The organism is Legionella genomosp. 1 (genome assembly GCF_900640215.1).
GTDB lineage: Bacteria > Pseudomonadota > Gammaproteobacteria > Legionellales > Legionellaceae > Legionella_C > Legionella_C quinlivanii_A.
In genome coordinates this window covers 50,299-65,185 of sequence record NZ_CAAAJH010000017.1, presented here as the reverse complement: position 1 = coordinate 65,185, position 14,887 = coordinate 50,299, and the positions used below count along the sequence as shown (strand labels likewise).

Below are 14,887 nucleotides of genomic sequence, written 5' to 3'. Positions count from 1 at the left end.
TCTATACTAAACAAGTGATCTCGAAAACAAGGAGAAGGAATCAATGTGGAGAATCCTTATTCCCCTGGCCTTCTTTATTCTCTTCGGGACAGCTCAGGCGGATACCCCCTCAAATCCTTTTGGTCCGAATGTTTATATTTTCGATGCATCCATGAAATCAAGCGAGATCAATCGGCTGATTCAATTGATTTATGAGGAACAACGCTTCAATGAATTCGGTGTTGAACGCTATGCCCTGTTGTTTATGCCTGGTATTTATGGAGGCGATGAACATATTGATGTGCGCGTTGGCTATTATACTCATGTAATCGGACTTGGAAAGTCACCCGATCAGGTGCTTCTTATTGGCGCGGTGCGCACTCAGGATGAATCGCCAGTTAATGCCAGCCATCCAGAGCAGGGCCCTGGCGCCTTGACTAATTTCTGGCGCGGTGCTGAAAATATGGCGATTCTGCCCACCCTGGGTTCCTTGAGTTATCCCGAAACCGTTCCCCATGATCAAAATGTCTGGGCGGCAGCACAGGCGACTTTTCTACGTCGAATTCATATAGTCCAGGGCTCTCTGCGCCTTTTTGATTTAGGTTATTCCAGTGGGGGATTTATCGCTGACTCCCTGATTGACAAGACCGTCTATGCCGGTACTCAGAAGCAGTGGTTAACGCGAAACTCCAGTTTTAGCAACTGGGAGGGCGGCCTTCTGAATATGGTTTTTTCCGGGGTTACTGGTCTTATTCCCGGCGGTGAATGGCCTGATCCCGCTTATGTGGTTATTGAAAGATCACCGGTGATCAAAGAAAAACCGTATTTGTTTTACAAGACCGACAGCAATGAGTTTGCACTTAATTTACGGAGTCTGCAAAAAAATTCATCTGGAACCGATTGGGAATCGGAGGGAAAAATAATTCCCGTTCGTCAATGCTTCATTGCCTTCCCAGGCGCCACTGCGGCGCAATTAAATGCGGCATTGCTTAGTCATGAATGCCTTATACTCACACCAGGTATTTATCATCTTGAAGATACGGTACACGTTACTCAGGCCAATACGATTATTTTTGGTCTGGGTTTTCCCTCTCTGGTTAATGATACCGGTAAACCTATCCTCGCGGTCGCAGATGTGGACGGCATACAGCTGGCTGGAATCTTACTGGAGGCAGGCCCTTTATTCTCGACTACGTTATTACAGATAGGCGCAGAAACAAGCGGTTTATCGCATGCGGATAACCCCATATTCCTTTATGATATCTTTTGCCGCATCGGCGGTCTCTCATTTCCCGGTCAGAGTGAAACCTGTATCGAAGTCAACAGCGATGATGTCATAGCCGATAACCTCTGGCTTTGGCGCGCTGATCACGGCCCTAATGTCGGCTGGTTTATTAATAAGGCCGATACTGGCATTATTGTCGATGGCAATAATGTAACCATGTACAATTTACAGGTTGAACATTTTCAGAAATATCAAACTATCTGGAAGGGTAATAATGCTAAGGTAATCCATTATCAATCCGAACTTCCCAATGATCCCCCCAGTCAGGAAGAATGGCGGAATGGATTAAGCGATGGTTTTGCCTCCTACAAGATTGATAATTCCGTTTTATCTCATCAGGCTTTTGGCATTGGGATTTACAGTCATTTTACTGAGTCGGACAATATTTATCTCGAAAATGCCATTGAAGTTCCACCCACTCGCCCGCTTGACCTGCAGTATATGCTCACTTTCTGGCTTGGGGGTCATGAGAATACGGGTATTCGACATATCGTTAATAATCAGGGCAGTGAGGTCAATTCAATCCATCAAAAATCGACCCTCCCGCATTCTCCAGGCGTTCTTGAGCACACTATAAACATTCCGTAACGAAAGCAAACCCGACGTTCAGATTTGCACTACAATAAAGATTATTAATTAATTATTCGAAACAACCTATGCCAACCCGACAACCCCAAAAATTTATGCCGAATAACGGGCGGCAGCGTTATTTGATTAGCAAAAAATCATTCGACGCCATTCAGGAATATCAGCAGCAATTAGCGCAGGGCAAGGCAGAGCCTGGTGTGCATATGAAAGCGGCTATCAATTATTTTCTGGCCGATGGTGAGGAAGAATATAATCCTAATAAGGCGTTTTCCCCTGAGGATTTAAAAAAGCTTGGATCACTGAAGATTGAAGACTTTGCTCAACTGATAATGAATACCAGAAAAAACTGGATTTTTGCAGAACGGGTAAAAGTTGGTGACAACCAGGCCTGGAATGCTGCTGAGTTTAAAATTTTGAGCACAGTGGGATCAGTCATTGAAAATGCCACCGTTTATGATAATGGCCGCCATTCAAATTCACAAATCCAGGGAGATGCCCGATACGCAGATAACCCGCACAAAGTGCATTTACTTTGCGTGCCCGGAGCCATTCTTGATGAAAGATCCAATCCAGTCGATGCACCAAGAATCATTGATACCAAAGAGGATGGGACGAAAGTCATTAATCAGGACAAGTACAATGAAGTCTACATGGAACGTTTGGAAATCATGTTTGCCCAAGCCAATGAATTGGGGAAACAGGAAGGGCGCAAAGCCCTGGTTACAATACCAGGCATCGGCAATGGCGTATTTGCAGGCGCGTTTGCCGGAAAAACTATACCCAATCTTCAGGAGGCAATCACCGCCACTATAAAAGCCCATCCGGAATGGGAGCATATTGGCTGTGTCTGGCTGGATGGCTGGAAAAGCGATGTGGTTGCCGATGTGAATGTCGGCAATACACTGCTTCGCGTTCGTAACTCCGGCGGAGAAAATGGCGACAAGAAATTATATAGCGGGCAGCCTTTTTCAGATCTGGGGCAATTATCAAAAGCAGAAGAATTTGCCGAATCCGCAGCAGAGCAGGAAGAATTTAAGGATTATTGCCGCTGCAAAATATTTGCCTGGGATCCCTTTTCCTATGAGGGCAATGACTGGGTGAAGGGATCTCGCCTAACCGATGAAGGTTGTATCGCGGCTACCGATGCTCATGCCATTATGTCAGGAATTGAAGGAAGCTACAAAACCGTTCCCGGGAATGAGCGTGAGAAGGCCTTCCAACCCGACGGGTTTGCAACCTGGGATGCCGCGTTTACCGAGAACAATCTCAAGCAATCGATTGCCGATCGTCTTCATGTCTATAATGGTAAAGCGCTGGTTAAAAGTCATGAGGTAAGCAATAGCTTTGAACAAAGCTTAATAAAGAATATTCAGGATCACACCCCGGGGAAGCCTTTTCTCAGCGAACATTATCCTAAAGCCGACTGGCCTTATGTAGCACGGTATATTATGGCAAATGAAAACAGCATCACAGCCGAAATGGATTCACGAGTAGCCTATCATATACTCCCGAATGTTATAAAAGAGGCTAAATTTGTTGACCAGAAAGGATTGGCAAGTATCAGCCATAGTTATGCACATGGGGCTAATGGAGGCAGACATCACCTGTATAATAAGGCAGCCGCTGCTGAAGGGATGAATCTTATTAAAACTGAGTTACATAGTTTACGCGGGGATGCTTTAAAACGCGGCATTCTGGATGCCTACAAGGAAAAAATCGCCGCCTGTTATTCTAAAGAAGAGCTCGCTGACTTACGCAAGACTTATGATAATTCAGACGACAGGAAAATTATTGAAACTTCTCAAGGTCTTATGAGCAGTATCAGAAAGCTTGAAACCTCTTCCCAGAAAGAAATGAATCAAATGTTTGATTCCGCAGAGGAGCGCCTTAAGGAAATTGAACCGGATTATAAACCCAGTGTGGGATAGCACTTGCTATAAATTTTGAAGCGGGGTGTAATAATCAATTATCCCGATTGAAAGAATTGCTTTATGCATCTAGTCATAGATTTTGATGGCACCATTGCCGATTCCGCTCCAATGCTATTGGAAAAGCTTCGGCAGACGGTTCCTTATCCAATAGAACTTGAGACACTCAGAGGGATGTCCTTTAAAGACATACTCATTCGTATGAACGTAGGCAAACTGCAGTTCCTTTATCTTATCTATTCCATTCGTAGAGATTTCAAGCGAAATTTACACTCTATAGGGCTTGTGGATCAGATAGAGGAAGCGTTGAAGGATTTATGCCAACAAGGCCATCATTTACACATCGCCTCCTCTAATTCCGCTAAAAATATTGAGCAATTTCTAAAGCATCATCAGATTAGCCATTATTTTGAGTCCATTTCCAGCTTATACACGGTTTTTAATAAAGCCTCCGGTTTAAAAGCGTTGATTAAAAATAAAAAAATGCCTCATTCAAAGGTCATTTATATTGGCGATGAGATCCGCGATATTGAGGCCGCTTTGGCCGCTGGCATACGAAGCTGTGCCGTTTGCTGGGGAGTTAACAATGAGGAAGCATTAAAACGCCATCACCCTCATTTTCTTTTAAACACTCCGCGAGAGCTTGCAGCAGTTTTTGCCTGAAGATTTTTCTAGCAGGTTACATAGGGCGTCTTTCCATCACCCAGTACGCAGGTGAGGTCCAGCGACAATATGAAGATATTGAGAAAAAGCTAATCTGGACAACTAAAAAAATATATAGTCTATAATAACTAAGTACAAATTGATTCACTAATACTCAAGGAAGAATTTAAAAGAAGTTTAGTCGTGCAGGCTCAGTTCCTGGCACACTACCATTAAGCTAGAAATTTTGTCTTTCCCGCGAAGGCGGGAATCCATTTCTCAGTTGGCATTATAGCTAGCTCAGAGATGGTTCCCGCCTTCGCGGGGAAGACAGATTAATATACATTTGAGCTTAATTTAAGGGCAGTCGTTCCAGGCAAGCTGTTCTGCAATGCAGTTTGTAGTCATGGTGCTTTATATCCAAGTATTACCTGTTAACAGGATTTAACTTGAAATGATGGAGGTGAAACATGTCTAACAAACAATTTTCGGAACGATTGAATCGAGAGCTGGATGCTATTGGCGTTCCTTGTATGTACAAAGAACGCGTTAAAGCTGTAGCGAAGATTTTTAAATTGCCCTCATTCACCGCTCAAGAACTACTCAACGGCAGCCTGTTCGATATTAAGCTAGTCGATATCGTCGCTGCTGAATTGGAAGTCAATCCGCATTGGCTGCTGGGCAAAAGCCCGGTGAAAACCAAAGTACATTAAGAGAGAATATTATGTCCAGCGACGTGTTTATCTGTGCGCCGGTGCGCACAGCAATTGGCACATTTAACGGCAGTCTGAAGAATACACCCGCTCCCGATCTGGGAGCGGTGGTTATTCGGGAAAGCCTGCGGCGTGCCGCATTAAATTCCGATACAATTCAGACCGTGGTTATGGGGCAGGTGGTTCAGGCAGGCGCCGGCATGAATCCGGCACGGCAGGCGAGTATTAAAGGCGGCTTACCTGTTCAGGTTCCGGCTTTTACGGTCAATCGGGTCTGTGGTTCTGGCGCACAGGCTATTGTTTCCGCCTATCTTGAAATCATTAGCGGTAATATTGACTGTGCTGTGGCCGGCGGCATGGAAAATATGGATCTCGGGCCTTATCTTTTACCCTCAGCCCGCTGGGGTTACCGGCTCGGTGATGGGAAAGTTAGAGACAGTGTGCTGCTGGACGGTCTGCACGATATTTTCTCAGGTCAGCACTCAGGATGGCATACTGAAGATTTAGCCAGCAAATATCAAATATCCCGCGAACAGCAGGATGCCTGGGCTTTGCGCTCTCAGCAACGCTTTTCCAAAGCGCAGCAAGCGGGTGATTTCAAAAAGGAAATCGTTCCGGTTGAAATTGGCTCCCGCAAGGGAATCGAGTTATTTCAACAGGACGAACATAACCGCGCAGACACCACGTTGGAAATTCTTGCCAAATTAAAGCCGGCGTTTCGTCCTGAAGGCACAATCACCGCGGGTAACGCACCGGGTTTAAATTCAGGCGCGGCGGCCATGATCATCGCTAATGCGAAAACGGTTGAACGCTATCAATTAGAACCTATGGCAAGAATCGTTGCCTATGGCATTGCTGCCGTGGAACCAGGAGAATTTGGCATTGGCCCTGTACCTGCGGTCAAGCAGGCATTGGAACGTTCACGCTGGAAATTAGCCGAAGTGGAACGGGTAGAAATTAATGAAGCCTTTGCCGCTATCAGCGTGGCGGTGATGAGCGAACTGGGCCTGGACGAATCCATTGTCAATGTCGATGGCGGCGCTATTGCGCATGGACATCCAATTGGTGCGACAGGCGCTATCCTGACTACGCGTTTGCTTTATTCAATGGCCCGGGACCATCTAAAAAAAGGAATTGTCACTCTATGTATTGGAGGCGGTCAAGGCATTGCGCTGGCTCTTGAACGCCAGGCTTAGGGCCTTATTCACTTCGCAAAGACATGATCGGTTCAAGTTTTGAAGCGCGCCTTGCCGGGTAGAAGCCAAAAAAGATCCCTGTTGCGACTGAGACGGCGAAGCCCGCCAATGGCGGCAGGCTGTGCAGGATAAAAGTCCAGTCGCTAAAATAGGCGACAACACGGGTAAATACAAGTCCCAGCAATACGCCCAGACCACCCCCAAGGAATGAAAGCAAAACGGATTCAACCAGAAACAAATTCTGTATTTCACTGTTTTTCGCCCCTACCGCCTTGCGTATCCCAATCTCTTTTTTGCGCTCACTGACTGAAACCAGCATCACATTCATCACACCGATTCCGCCCACCAACAGCGATATACCCCCAATAACAGCTAATAACAGGGTAAAAATTTGCCCCTGACTTTCCATACTGGCAATAATCTGTTTGGCGCTGCGAGTGAATAAAGTCAGGCGTGGAGCCTGCGATTCCACCTGCTGTTTTATCTGGCTGATGACCAGATCAATATCACTCTCAGGCTTTAATAACATCACCGCGTTATTCACCTTGCTATCTTTACTGATTAAGGAAATACCAGCCACCGGCACAATCACCGAATGATTGACATCCTCATTGAAAAACCCGTTTTCCTGCCATCGCTGCACCACTCCGATAATCGTATACAGGGAATTGCCAATGCGAATTTTTTTGCCAACAGGATCATCCAATGTTATTTCACGGATCTGTCGAGCCAGATCATCACCAATAACACAAAAATGCTCGAAAGTACTGAGAAACGATACGAAATAGCCGCGTTCCAGCTTGATATGAATAATATCAGCCAGGCTGTCATCGGCACCAATAATCGCGCTCTGCAAGGGTCGCCCATTAAAGCTGACCGGTTGATAGGCAGTGGCATAAGGTGCAATTTTCAGAATAGACGGCACAGAGGATGGCAGGCTGCGCCAGAAGGACAAGGGCAGCTCTGACTGGATAGTGGATTGACCCCGCTCTTTCTGAAACACGGTTGCCGCCAGCAAATCGGTGCCTAATGCCTTAAACTGCTCCAATGCCTTCTCAGTGGCCAGCTGTCCGCAGCTTATTAATGCGACAATAGCAGCCGTGCCCACCAGAACTCCCAATACCGCCAGAAAGGATCGCATCTTGGAGGCAGTCAGATTCACCAGGGCCTGCTGAAAATGATTAAACCAGTTCATCCAACAATCTCACCATCGGAAAGAACAATACGCCGCTGGCACTGGGCTGCGATATGCTCATCGTGGGTCACCATGATAATCGTTCTGCCTTCTGCATGAAGCGCCAGAAACAAATTCATCACTTCCATTCCTGTTTTGGAATCCAGTGCGCCGGTTGGCTCATCCGCTAAAATAACCTCCGGTTCAGTAACTAAAGCCCTGGCAATGGCGACTCGCTGCTGTTGACCGCCGGACAACTGGCCGGGCTTATGATGGGCAAATTTCTCCATACTAACGCGTGCCAGGGCCGCGGTCACCAGCTCCTGTGATTCGGCCGCTGCAACTGCGCGATAACTTAGCGGTAACGCGACATTCTGCCGGGCGGTGAAACGAGGCAATAAATTAAACTGCTGGAAGACAAACCCTATATTGCGGTTGCGGTGAATGGCCAAATCATTTTCCGATAACTCCGCTACCGATTGCTGATTGAGATAATAATCCCCTTCGTCCGCTTTATCCAGTAAACCCATAATGTTCATTAGCGTTGATTTACCGGAGCCTGAGGCGCCCACCACAGCCAGCAGCTCACCGTGCTTTACCGTAAGCGAGATCGATTTAAGCACGCGGCTACTAATCCCGCCAATGGTATATTGCTTACTTAAATTCACCATCCGCATGAGAACAGGGCTAGTCATAGACGATCACATCCCCTTCCTTTAAACCAGCAATGACGCTTACTTTATCCATTTGGGTCGCCCCGGTTGCTATCGGCTGCTTGCTGATTATCCCATCCGGCTTATGCAATTGAACCACGCTGCGGCCATTTTCCCGTGATACCGCGGCGATCGGAATCAGTAATTGTTTTTCTTCATCCACAGCCAGTTCAATGGAAGCGCTCATTCCCACTTTGATCAAAGCCTGTTGTTCTTTGCTTAAATTTTTGACTTCCACAATCGCGCTAAAAGAAGGAAGGGCGCCGCCATTTGCTGTTGCCTGTGCATTGACAGCAACCAATTCGCCATGCAGCACTTCCTGCCCTAATGCCACGCCGGAAACACTGGCTTTCATGCCGGGATGTATTTTATCAATATCGACTTCCGGAACATCAATTTCCACGCTGATGCCGCTCATGTCACCAATCAAACCGATGGCCTGCCCTGATTTGACAGCAGAACCTACCGATAAACGCCCGCTTTTGTCATCACCGCTTTTCGGCGGATACAGCAGAATACCGGTGGCCGGCGCCTTTATGCGGATTAAATTGTGATTCGTGCTTAATGCCTGCCTGACTTTATCAAATTCGGCAAGACTTAAACTGGATAAATCGGCTCCGTCATCCATTTTTTCCAGCATTTCACTTAACTTTCGTGTTGACTGCATTAATGTGATGCGTGCCGTATCGAGACTGGATTTTTCACTGAGATAGTTATTTTTTGACAACAATCCTGCATCCCAAAGCTCTTGTGTGCCGGTGAATTTGGCTTTAGCAACGTTATAACTGTCTTTGGCTTTCAGATAGTCGGTCAGAATGTCATTGTATTGCTTTTGCAGCTCGCTGGAATTTAAAACTATAACGACGTCTCCTTTGTGAACCAATTGGCCATAATGAAAATTCATGGTTTCAATAATGGCGTCCATAGAACTGCTCAGGGTATTTTCCTTCAAAGGCTGAATGGTGCCGGTAAACGCCAGGGTTTTGTTTAAGGGCTCCGATTTTACTACAAACTTTTGCAAGTGCTGAACCGCGGACGAGTTCTCTTTGCATCCACCTAACAAGGACAGAAAAAAACAACAAACTATTAATTTAAAAAATCTCATTCGCCAAACCTGAGTTGAATATTCCAGTCCGTTAATGTCGTGCCCAATAAACGCTGCAAAGTAGACAATTGATTCAAGTAAGCGATTTTAGCACTAATTAAACCGGATTGAGCCAGAATAAGTTGATTTTGAGTGTTGCTGACGTCCAGAGCACTGGCAATGCCCGCCTGCAATTTCTTTTTTTCCAAAGCATAGGATTGCGCAGCCAGTTTCACCTGCTTTTCAGCCAGTTTATAGCGTTTTGCCAGACTTTGGATGGTGGTTATTGTATTGGTGATAGTCGTAATCAAAGCCCTTCTGCTCGCTACCAGGTTCAAACGATCTTTCTCCAGCTTCACTTTGGCATTAACCAGCTGGCTGCGGCGACTGATGTCATTTAGGGGAACCGTTAAACTCACCCGCGCTGATTGATTAATGTTGCGCCCGTTATAAATGCCGCGAAAACCATTATTGCCATCCACATCGGTCACCATGCCCGACTGAACATTAGCGCCCACATCCAGCTGCCATAACTGCTGATTTTGCGCCACCTTGTAAGCCCGCTCATCCGCCCTGACCTGCATTTGTTGCGCAATATAATTGCTGTTATTTTCCAAAGCCAGACGAATGGATTCCTGTAAGTCAGGAACTATAATTTTATCCACTTTAATATCATTGGGAACCGCTAAACGCATGGCCGGATCCAGACCGATCGCCTGTAGCAAATCCTGGCTGGCATTTTCAAACTCATTAATAGCCTGCTCAACCATTAAATTCAAAGACTCTATCTGATAAGACTGCTGAATATTGGCAGTCGGCTCCAATTGCCCGGCTTTAATTTTCTTTTCATTCATTTCAAAGGTTTTACGCGCTTCCTCCAGTTGATAGCGCTGATTTTCAAGATTATTCCCGCTGACAATCAGACTGCGGTACGCGGTAATCACCTGAGTAATTTGCTCAATAACGGATTGTCGAAGGTTTATTTTATTGAGCTGCTCGGCGTCAACAGCGTCCAGCAGGCCCGCTTCATTCACAGCCTTGCCAAAACCCTGCAATAAGGGTTGAGTGACTGAGAAATTCAGAACCGGGCTATAGCTATTATAATTGGAAACATTATTGTCAATGCCCAGAGATAATTGCGTGCCCAGTTTAGTTTTTAAATCGAGTTCCGGCGAGGCCATGAGATTTTTATTAACCGCAGAACCCACGCTTTCATAGCGGCTTTTTTCAATGGATGCGGTACCGGCAAGGGCATATTGTAATTCAAACTCATTATGGGCCAGACGTAATTGATAGCGCTGAATGATGCGATCCAGCTCCGCACTCTGGATATTGGGATTGTAGCGAAGCGCCAGCAAAATAGCCTCTCCTAAACTGAGATGCTGTACTTTTTTGTTTTTGGCATCGGGAGAGAGCGGCAACTCAATCCAGTGACTGAGCATGTATTCGGGATCATTAATCGCCTGCTCGAGCCTTGCTTTCGCCTCATTGACCTGTAAGGCTTCCTGATTGGGATTGGCTGTCCAGCGATATAAAGAAACGTCATCAATCGGGCTTTGAGGCGGGGTAGCTTCTGCGTGGCAAGAACTCCAGGGCAAAAGGGCCAGTAATAACCTGACAGACAATACTTGCCAAACCTTCAACATTGATCCTCTTAGCCTGATTCATGTTTAAAATTAAACCACATTCCCGAATGATTTACTAGCAATACAGAAAAAAGAGCTGAATTACCCCTCATTGGCTATACGCCTTGCATGCCTCACTGCAATTAAGTTAAGGAAACTCTGCAATTGCGTGTAGGTTGGGCCCTTGGCCCAACATTGACTTCTGGAGTGGTTCAAGCCTTTGTTGGGCCAAGGGCCCAACCTACAATAATGCTTTAATATAAATGGCAGTGACTGAGGTCAAGGCATGAAGGCTTCACTTACCGTTGGCATGTTCAATAAACAAGCGCTTCAACGGAGTCAACTGATTGCAAAACTTCAGGCCAACTTCCCGTAATAAACGAAATGGCGGCAAAGGGTTGGCAAAACCGCTTTTTAGTGCCTGCATCAGCAAAATAGTCTGCCAGACGCTGGCTTTGCGCGCCCGCTGATATTCGGCAAGCATTGTCTTACTGAAGTCCTTTTTCCCGCTTCGATCAACAATAGCTATCCATTCAGCGATATCCTGTAATCCCACATTCAGGCCAAGTCCTGCCAATGGATGAATCGTGTGAGCAGCATCACCAGTCAGCATCCAATGCGCGCCTGCGTATTGTTTGACATGGCGCATATGCAAGGGAAATTGAAATCGCTGGCTAATAACCTCCACCTTTCCTAGCTTGTTCTGAAAGGCAGCGGTTAACTGCTGATTAAATTCAGCTTCTGGCAATTCTTTCAGTTGCCGGGCTCTTGCAGGAGTCGTTGACCAGACAATAGAACACTGCTGAGGTGTATTGAGCGGCAAAAACGCCAGAGGACCGTCGCTGTTAAAAATCTGATAGGCTGTTTTCTGATGCGACAGCTCGGTTTGTACACTGGCAACCAATGCATGCTGATGATAGGACCAATTGTGAATGTCTACGTTTAAGAGTTTGCGGCAGGGTGATTCAGCGCCATCGGCGACGATTAACAATTGGCTTTCCCAGCTTTTCGCTTTACTGTGAATTAAAATCTTTTCTGGTGAAGGTTCAAGAGCGATGATTTCAGTGACTGGGTTGCATTGCACATTGGTTAATTGTTGCAATGCCTTAAGCAGCGCATTTTTAATTACCGCCTCTTCGATGATAGTTCCTAACTTATCGGCACCCACCAGTCGAGAGTTGAAATCAATGGCCGCCCCTTTGGCTTCCCAGACATGCATGGCTTCATAAGGAGAGTGCCGGGATAGCTGAATGTCGTTCCAGACACCAAGTGCCCTGAATAACTGCTCAGATGCCTGATTAACCGCGTAGACCCTCAGATCAGGCGCCTCAGAGGCCTTTAATTCTCTGGCATCAAGCAAAGCCACCCGATATTGGCGCCTGGCCATTGCCAAAGCGGCGGTCAATCCGACAACGCCGCCTCCGGCAACCAATACATCAACCGATTCTGTCATTATTTTTCTCGTGATTTAAAGCAATCCCACAGGCCAAATCAGGAACCTGGCCTGAAAAGCCTCGCGCATGATAAGTGAGTAATTTTTGCAGGATAGGGGAGTTATCCATTGCCAGCAACCCTATGCGTCGGGCCAGACCAACTCCCGGCAACCCACTGGTGAACAACTCAACCAGGCCATCAGTGAACCAGCTTATCGCATTCTGATCATAACGGCGCATGGATTGATAAGCTGCAAGCATGGGGGGATTAAGGCCCTTTTCGATAATTAACTGTGCTAAAGTCGCCACATCCCGCAATCCCAGATTAAAGCCTTGGCCTGCCACAGGATGCAAGGTATGCGCAGCATTACCAACAAAAACTACCGGCCACTGGATTTGTAACGGCATAATGGCCTGCTGCAGCGGGAATAAATGACGTTTGCCCGCCTTGATGAAACGGCCAAGCTTATAACCAAATGTTTTTTGCAGGCGCAAAAGAAACGCCTTGTCATCGAGCGCCATTAGCTCCTGCCCTGCGGCTGGCGGCATAGCCCAAATCAGAGACGAGCGCTGCCCGCTCATTGGCAGCATGGCCATTGGGCCGGTAGCAGTAAAACGCTCATAGGCGCAATGGGCATGCGATCGCGCCAGGCCAATATTCGCGGCCACAGCAACCTGGTGGTAGTCTTTGACCTCTGCTGGCAGATTTAAAAGCCGCCGTACAGACGAATTAATTCCATCGGCTGCCACCAGCAAGCTGGTTTTAATCATTCGAGTTTGCTCGCCCTGCTGAATTCGAGCTATCTGCTTTTCCTTATCCCAGTCAATCAGCCTGGCAGGTGCAAGAATGCTTTGCTTGTCGAGCATGGCGTGTAATGCCTGATTAATGTGCTGCATTTCAATCACAGAACCAAGCGACTCCTCACTGTTTTTAAAAAGTCGTGTACCACCAAAATGCGACTGCTCGGACACATAAATAGCCTCTATCGCGGTGGCATGCTCCTGCAGGCGCGGCCAGACCTGAAGCATTTGCAGGATACGGATGCTGGCTGGCGATAAGGCCAGCGTTCGCGCATCAAACTCGGGACTAATTCTGTCAGAAAAGCACTGGGTTTCAATCAGAAGACAACGATATCCCGAATTGGCCAAAGCCAGCAATAAAGCGGCGCCGGCCAGACCGCCGCCAACGATTAGAATGTCAGTCTCTTGTTCAGCTTTGCATGAGGCGTTCAATTTCATCTACCTCAACCGGTAATGCGGCCGTAAGATTTTCATGGCCTGTGGCGGTCACTAGAATGTCGTCCTCAATCCTGACGCCAATATTCCACCATTTCTCATCCACACCGGGCATCCCGGCGCTTATGTAAATTCCAGGCTCAACCGTTAATACCATGCCTGGCTCCAGCAAACGCCAGTCATTATTGATTTTGTATGCACCGCAGTCATGAACGTCAAGACCTAGCCAATGCCCGGAGTTATGCATGTAGAAAGGCTTATAAGCTTCAGCTTTAATCAATATGTCGACATCGCCCGCCAGTAATCCCAGTTCAACCAGACCGGTCGTTAAGATTCTAACCATAATCTGCTGAACTTCCACCCAGGGCAATCCTGGTCGAATGCAAGCCGCGCCAGCTTTCTGTGCTTTTAATACCAGTTCGTAAACCGCTCGCTGTTCTAAAGAAAAATGACCGCTGACAGGGAATGTTCTTGTAATATCGGCCGCATAGTTCTGGTATTCGCCGCCGGCATCAATTAAAACCAGTTCGCCCTGCTTAAGCGGTTGATTGTTATCGTTATAATGAAGGATACAAGTATTTTCTCCGCAGCCCACGATGGGATCGTAGGCGACACTGCGGCATCCCTGGCTGATAAATTCCTGCATTAACTCCGCTTCCAACTCATACTCATAAGCAAACTGCCGGCATTTTTGCATGGCTTTTTTATGAGCTGCTACCGAAATGTCAGCCGCTCGGCGCATCAGGCTGATTTCTGCCTCGCTTTTGAACAAGCGAAGCTCACTGATCAGCGAGTCCACATCAATAATGGCCTCAGGCGCAGCGATGCCGCGTCTGATTTGCTTCTTCAGGCGATCAATCACCCCTAGAATAATTTCATCATAATGCCGGTTTCGCCCCAGAGTATAATAGACCGCCGTTTGACCCAGCAGTAACTCCGGCAGACGCTGCTCTAAATCCTCAATAGCAAATGCCTGTTTCACCCCTAAAACCCTGCCAGCCTCTTCCTGCCCCAGACGTTTGCCGGTCCATTGTTCCATAGCAGCGTTGCGCGGGCGGTTGAATAACAGCGTATCGCCTTCATTGCCTGCCATAATGACCAGAAGGGCTTGTGGCTCCTGAAAGCCGGTCAGATAATAAAAATGGCTGTCCTGCCGAAAACGGTAGTGACTGTCACCATTTCGCAATAATTCATCGGCAGCCGGGATAATAGCCAGGCTATTGGCCGGTAATGCCTGCGCAAGGCGGCAGCGTCTTTGCTGATATTCTTGTTGGCTTATCATGCGTCTCTA

Annotated in this window: 12 protein-coding genes; 5 read left to right on the top strand and 7 right to left on the bottom strand. The window is 47.0% G+C overall.

Annotated elements, in window-relative coordinates:
* Positions 1 to 43 precede the first annotated feature (43 nt).
* From E1O89_RS13630 to E1O89_RS13610, 5 genes are all read left to right on the top strand, one after another.
* Positions 44 to 1,852, top strand: coding sequence for a coagulation factor 5/8 type domain-containing protein (locus tag E1O89_RS13630; RefSeq protein ID WP_133140627.1), 1,809 nt, complete (start codon positions 44 to 46; stop codon positions 1,850 to 1,852).
* Positions 1,853 to 1,920: 68 nt separating this feature from the next.
* Positions 1,921 to 3,780 (top strand): hypothetical protein, encoded by a 1,860-nt coding sequence (locus E1O89_RS13625; protein ID WP_133140626.1) that lies wholly within the window; start codon positions 1,921 to 1,923, stop codon positions 3,778 to 3,780.
* Positions 3,781 to 3,843: 63 nt separating this feature from the next.
* Positions 3,844 to 4,443 carry an HAD family hydrolase gene (locus tag E1O89_RS13620; RefSeq protein WP_133140625.1) on the top strand — a complete coding sequence of 200 codons (600 nt, stop codon included), beginning with the start codon at positions 3,844 to 3,846 and terminating at the stop codon, positions 4,441 to 4,443.
* 449 nt (positions 4,444 to 4,892) lie between these two features.
* Positions 4,893 to 5,135 carry a hypothetical protein gene (locus tag E1O89_RS13615; protein WP_058507009.1) on the top strand — a complete coding sequence of 81 codons (243 nt, stop codon included), beginning with the start codon at positions 4,893 to 4,895 and terminating at the stop codon, positions 5,133 to 5,135.
* Positions 5,136 to 5,146: 11 nt separating this feature from the next.
* The gene (locus E1O89_RS13610; RefSeq protein ID WP_133140624.1) at positions 5,147 to 6,331 is read left to right on the top strand and encodes a thiolase family protein; all 1,185 of its coding nucleotides are present in this window, start codon (positions 5,147 to 5,149) and stop codon (positions 6,329 to 6,331) included.
* Positions 6,332 to 6,335: 4 nt separating this feature from the next.
* On the opposite strand, the gene E1O89_RS13605 is transcribed toward E1O89_RS13610, so the two are convergent.
* The 7 genes from E1O89_RS13605 to pepP form a co-directional block, all read right to left on the bottom strand.
* Complete coding sequence (locus E1O89_RS13605) at positions 6,336 to 7,526, bottom strand: ABC transporter permease (protein WP_133140623.1); 1,191 nt, start codon at positions 7,524 to 7,526, stop codon at positions 6,336 to 6,338.
* Positions 7,523 to 8,200 carry an ABC transporter ATP-binding protein gene (locus E1O89_RS13600; RefSeq protein WP_133140622.1) on the bottom strand — a complete coding sequence of 226 codons (678 nt, stop codon included), beginning with the start codon at positions 8,198 to 8,200 and terminating at the stop codon, positions 7,523 to 7,525. Before E1O89_RS13600 ends, E1O89_RS13605 begins: the two co-directional genes overlap by 4 nt.
* Positions 8,193 to 9,323, bottom strand: a complete 1,131-nt coding sequence (locus E1O89_RS13595; protein WP_133140621.1) for an efflux RND transporter periplasmic adaptor subunit — start codon at positions 9,321 to 9,323, stop codon at positions 8,193 to 8,195. The genes E1O89_RS13600 and E1O89_RS13595 overlap by 8 nt, the downstream gene beginning before the upstream one ends.
* A complete protein-coding gene (locus tag E1O89_RS13590; RefSeq protein WP_133140620.1) occupies positions 9,320 to 10,948 on the bottom strand; it encodes a TolC family protein in 1,629 nt (542 codons plus the stop codon). Before E1O89_RS13590 ends, E1O89_RS13595 begins: the two co-directional genes overlap by 4 nt.
* Positions 10,949 to 11,222: 274 nt before the next feature.
* A complete protein-coding gene (locus E1O89_RS13585; RefSeq protein WP_133140619.1) occupies positions 11,223 to 12,380 on the bottom strand; it encodes an FAD-dependent oxidoreductase in 1,158 nt (385 codons plus the stop codon).
* On the bottom strand, positions 12,364 to 13,599 hold the full coding sequence (locus E1O89_RS13580; protein ID WP_133140618.1) for an FAD-dependent monooxygenase: 1,236 nt from the start codon (positions 13,597 to 13,599) through the stop codon (positions 12,364 to 12,366). The genes E1O89_RS13585 and E1O89_RS13580 overlap by 17 nt, the downstream gene beginning before the upstream one ends.
* Positions 13,571 to 14,878, bottom strand: coding sequence for a Xaa-Pro aminopeptidase (gene pepP / locus E1O89_RS13575; RefSeq protein ID WP_133140617.1), 1,308 nt, complete (start codon positions 14,876 to 14,878; stop codon positions 13,571 to 13,573). Before pepP ends, E1O89_RS13580 begins: the two co-directional genes overlap by 29 nt.
* Between the last annotated feature and the right edge of the window lie 9 nt (positions 14,879 to 14,887).

Coding starts and splice junctions, on each gene's coding strand:
- E1O89_RS13610 (WP_133140624.1), top strand. CDS start 5,147: ATGTCCAGCGACGTGTTTATCTGTGCGCCGGTGCGCACAGCAATTGGC.
- E1O89_RS13630 (WP_133140627.1), top strand. CDS start 44: ATGTGGAGAATCCTTATTCCCCTGGCCTTCTTTATTCTCTTCGGGACA.
- E1O89_RS13585 (WP_133140619.1), bottom strand. CDS start 12,380: ATGACAGAATCGGTTGATGTATTGGTTGCCGGAGGCGGCGTTGTCGGA.
- E1O89_RS13600 (WP_133140622.1), bottom strand. CDS start 8,200: ATGACTAGCCCTGTTCTCATGCGGATGGTGAATTTAAGTAAGCAATAT.
- E1O89_RS13605 (WP_133140623.1), bottom strand. CDS start 7,526: ATGAACTGGTTTAATCATTTTCAGCAGGCCCTGGTGAATCTGACTGCC.
- E1O89_RS13580 (WP_133140618.1), bottom strand. CDS start 13,599: ATGAAATTGAACGCCTCATGCAAAGCTGAACAAGAGACTGACATTCTA.
- E1O89_RS13620 (WP_133140625.1), top strand. CDS start 3,844: ATGCATCTAGTCATAGATTTTGATGGCACCATTGCCGATTCCGCTCCA.
- E1O89_RS13595 (WP_133140621.1), bottom strand. CDS start 9,323: ATGAGATTTTTTAAATTAATAGTTTGTTGTTTTTTTCTGTCCTTGTTA.
- E1O89_RS13590 (WP_133140620.1), bottom strand. CDS start 10,948: ATGTTGAAGGTTTGGCAAGTATTGTCTGTCAGGTTATTACTGGCCCTT.
- pepP (WP_133140617.1), bottom strand. CDS start 14,878: ATGATAAGCCAACAAGAATATCAGCAAAGACGCTGCCGCCTTGCGCAG.
- E1O89_RS13615 (WP_058507009.1), top strand. CDS start 4,893: ATGTCTAACAAACAATTTTCGGAACGATTGAATCGAGAGCTGGATGCT.
- E1O89_RS13625 (WP_133140626.1), top strand. CDS start 1,921: ATGCCAACCCGACAACCCCAAAAATTTATGCCGAATAACGGGCGGCAG.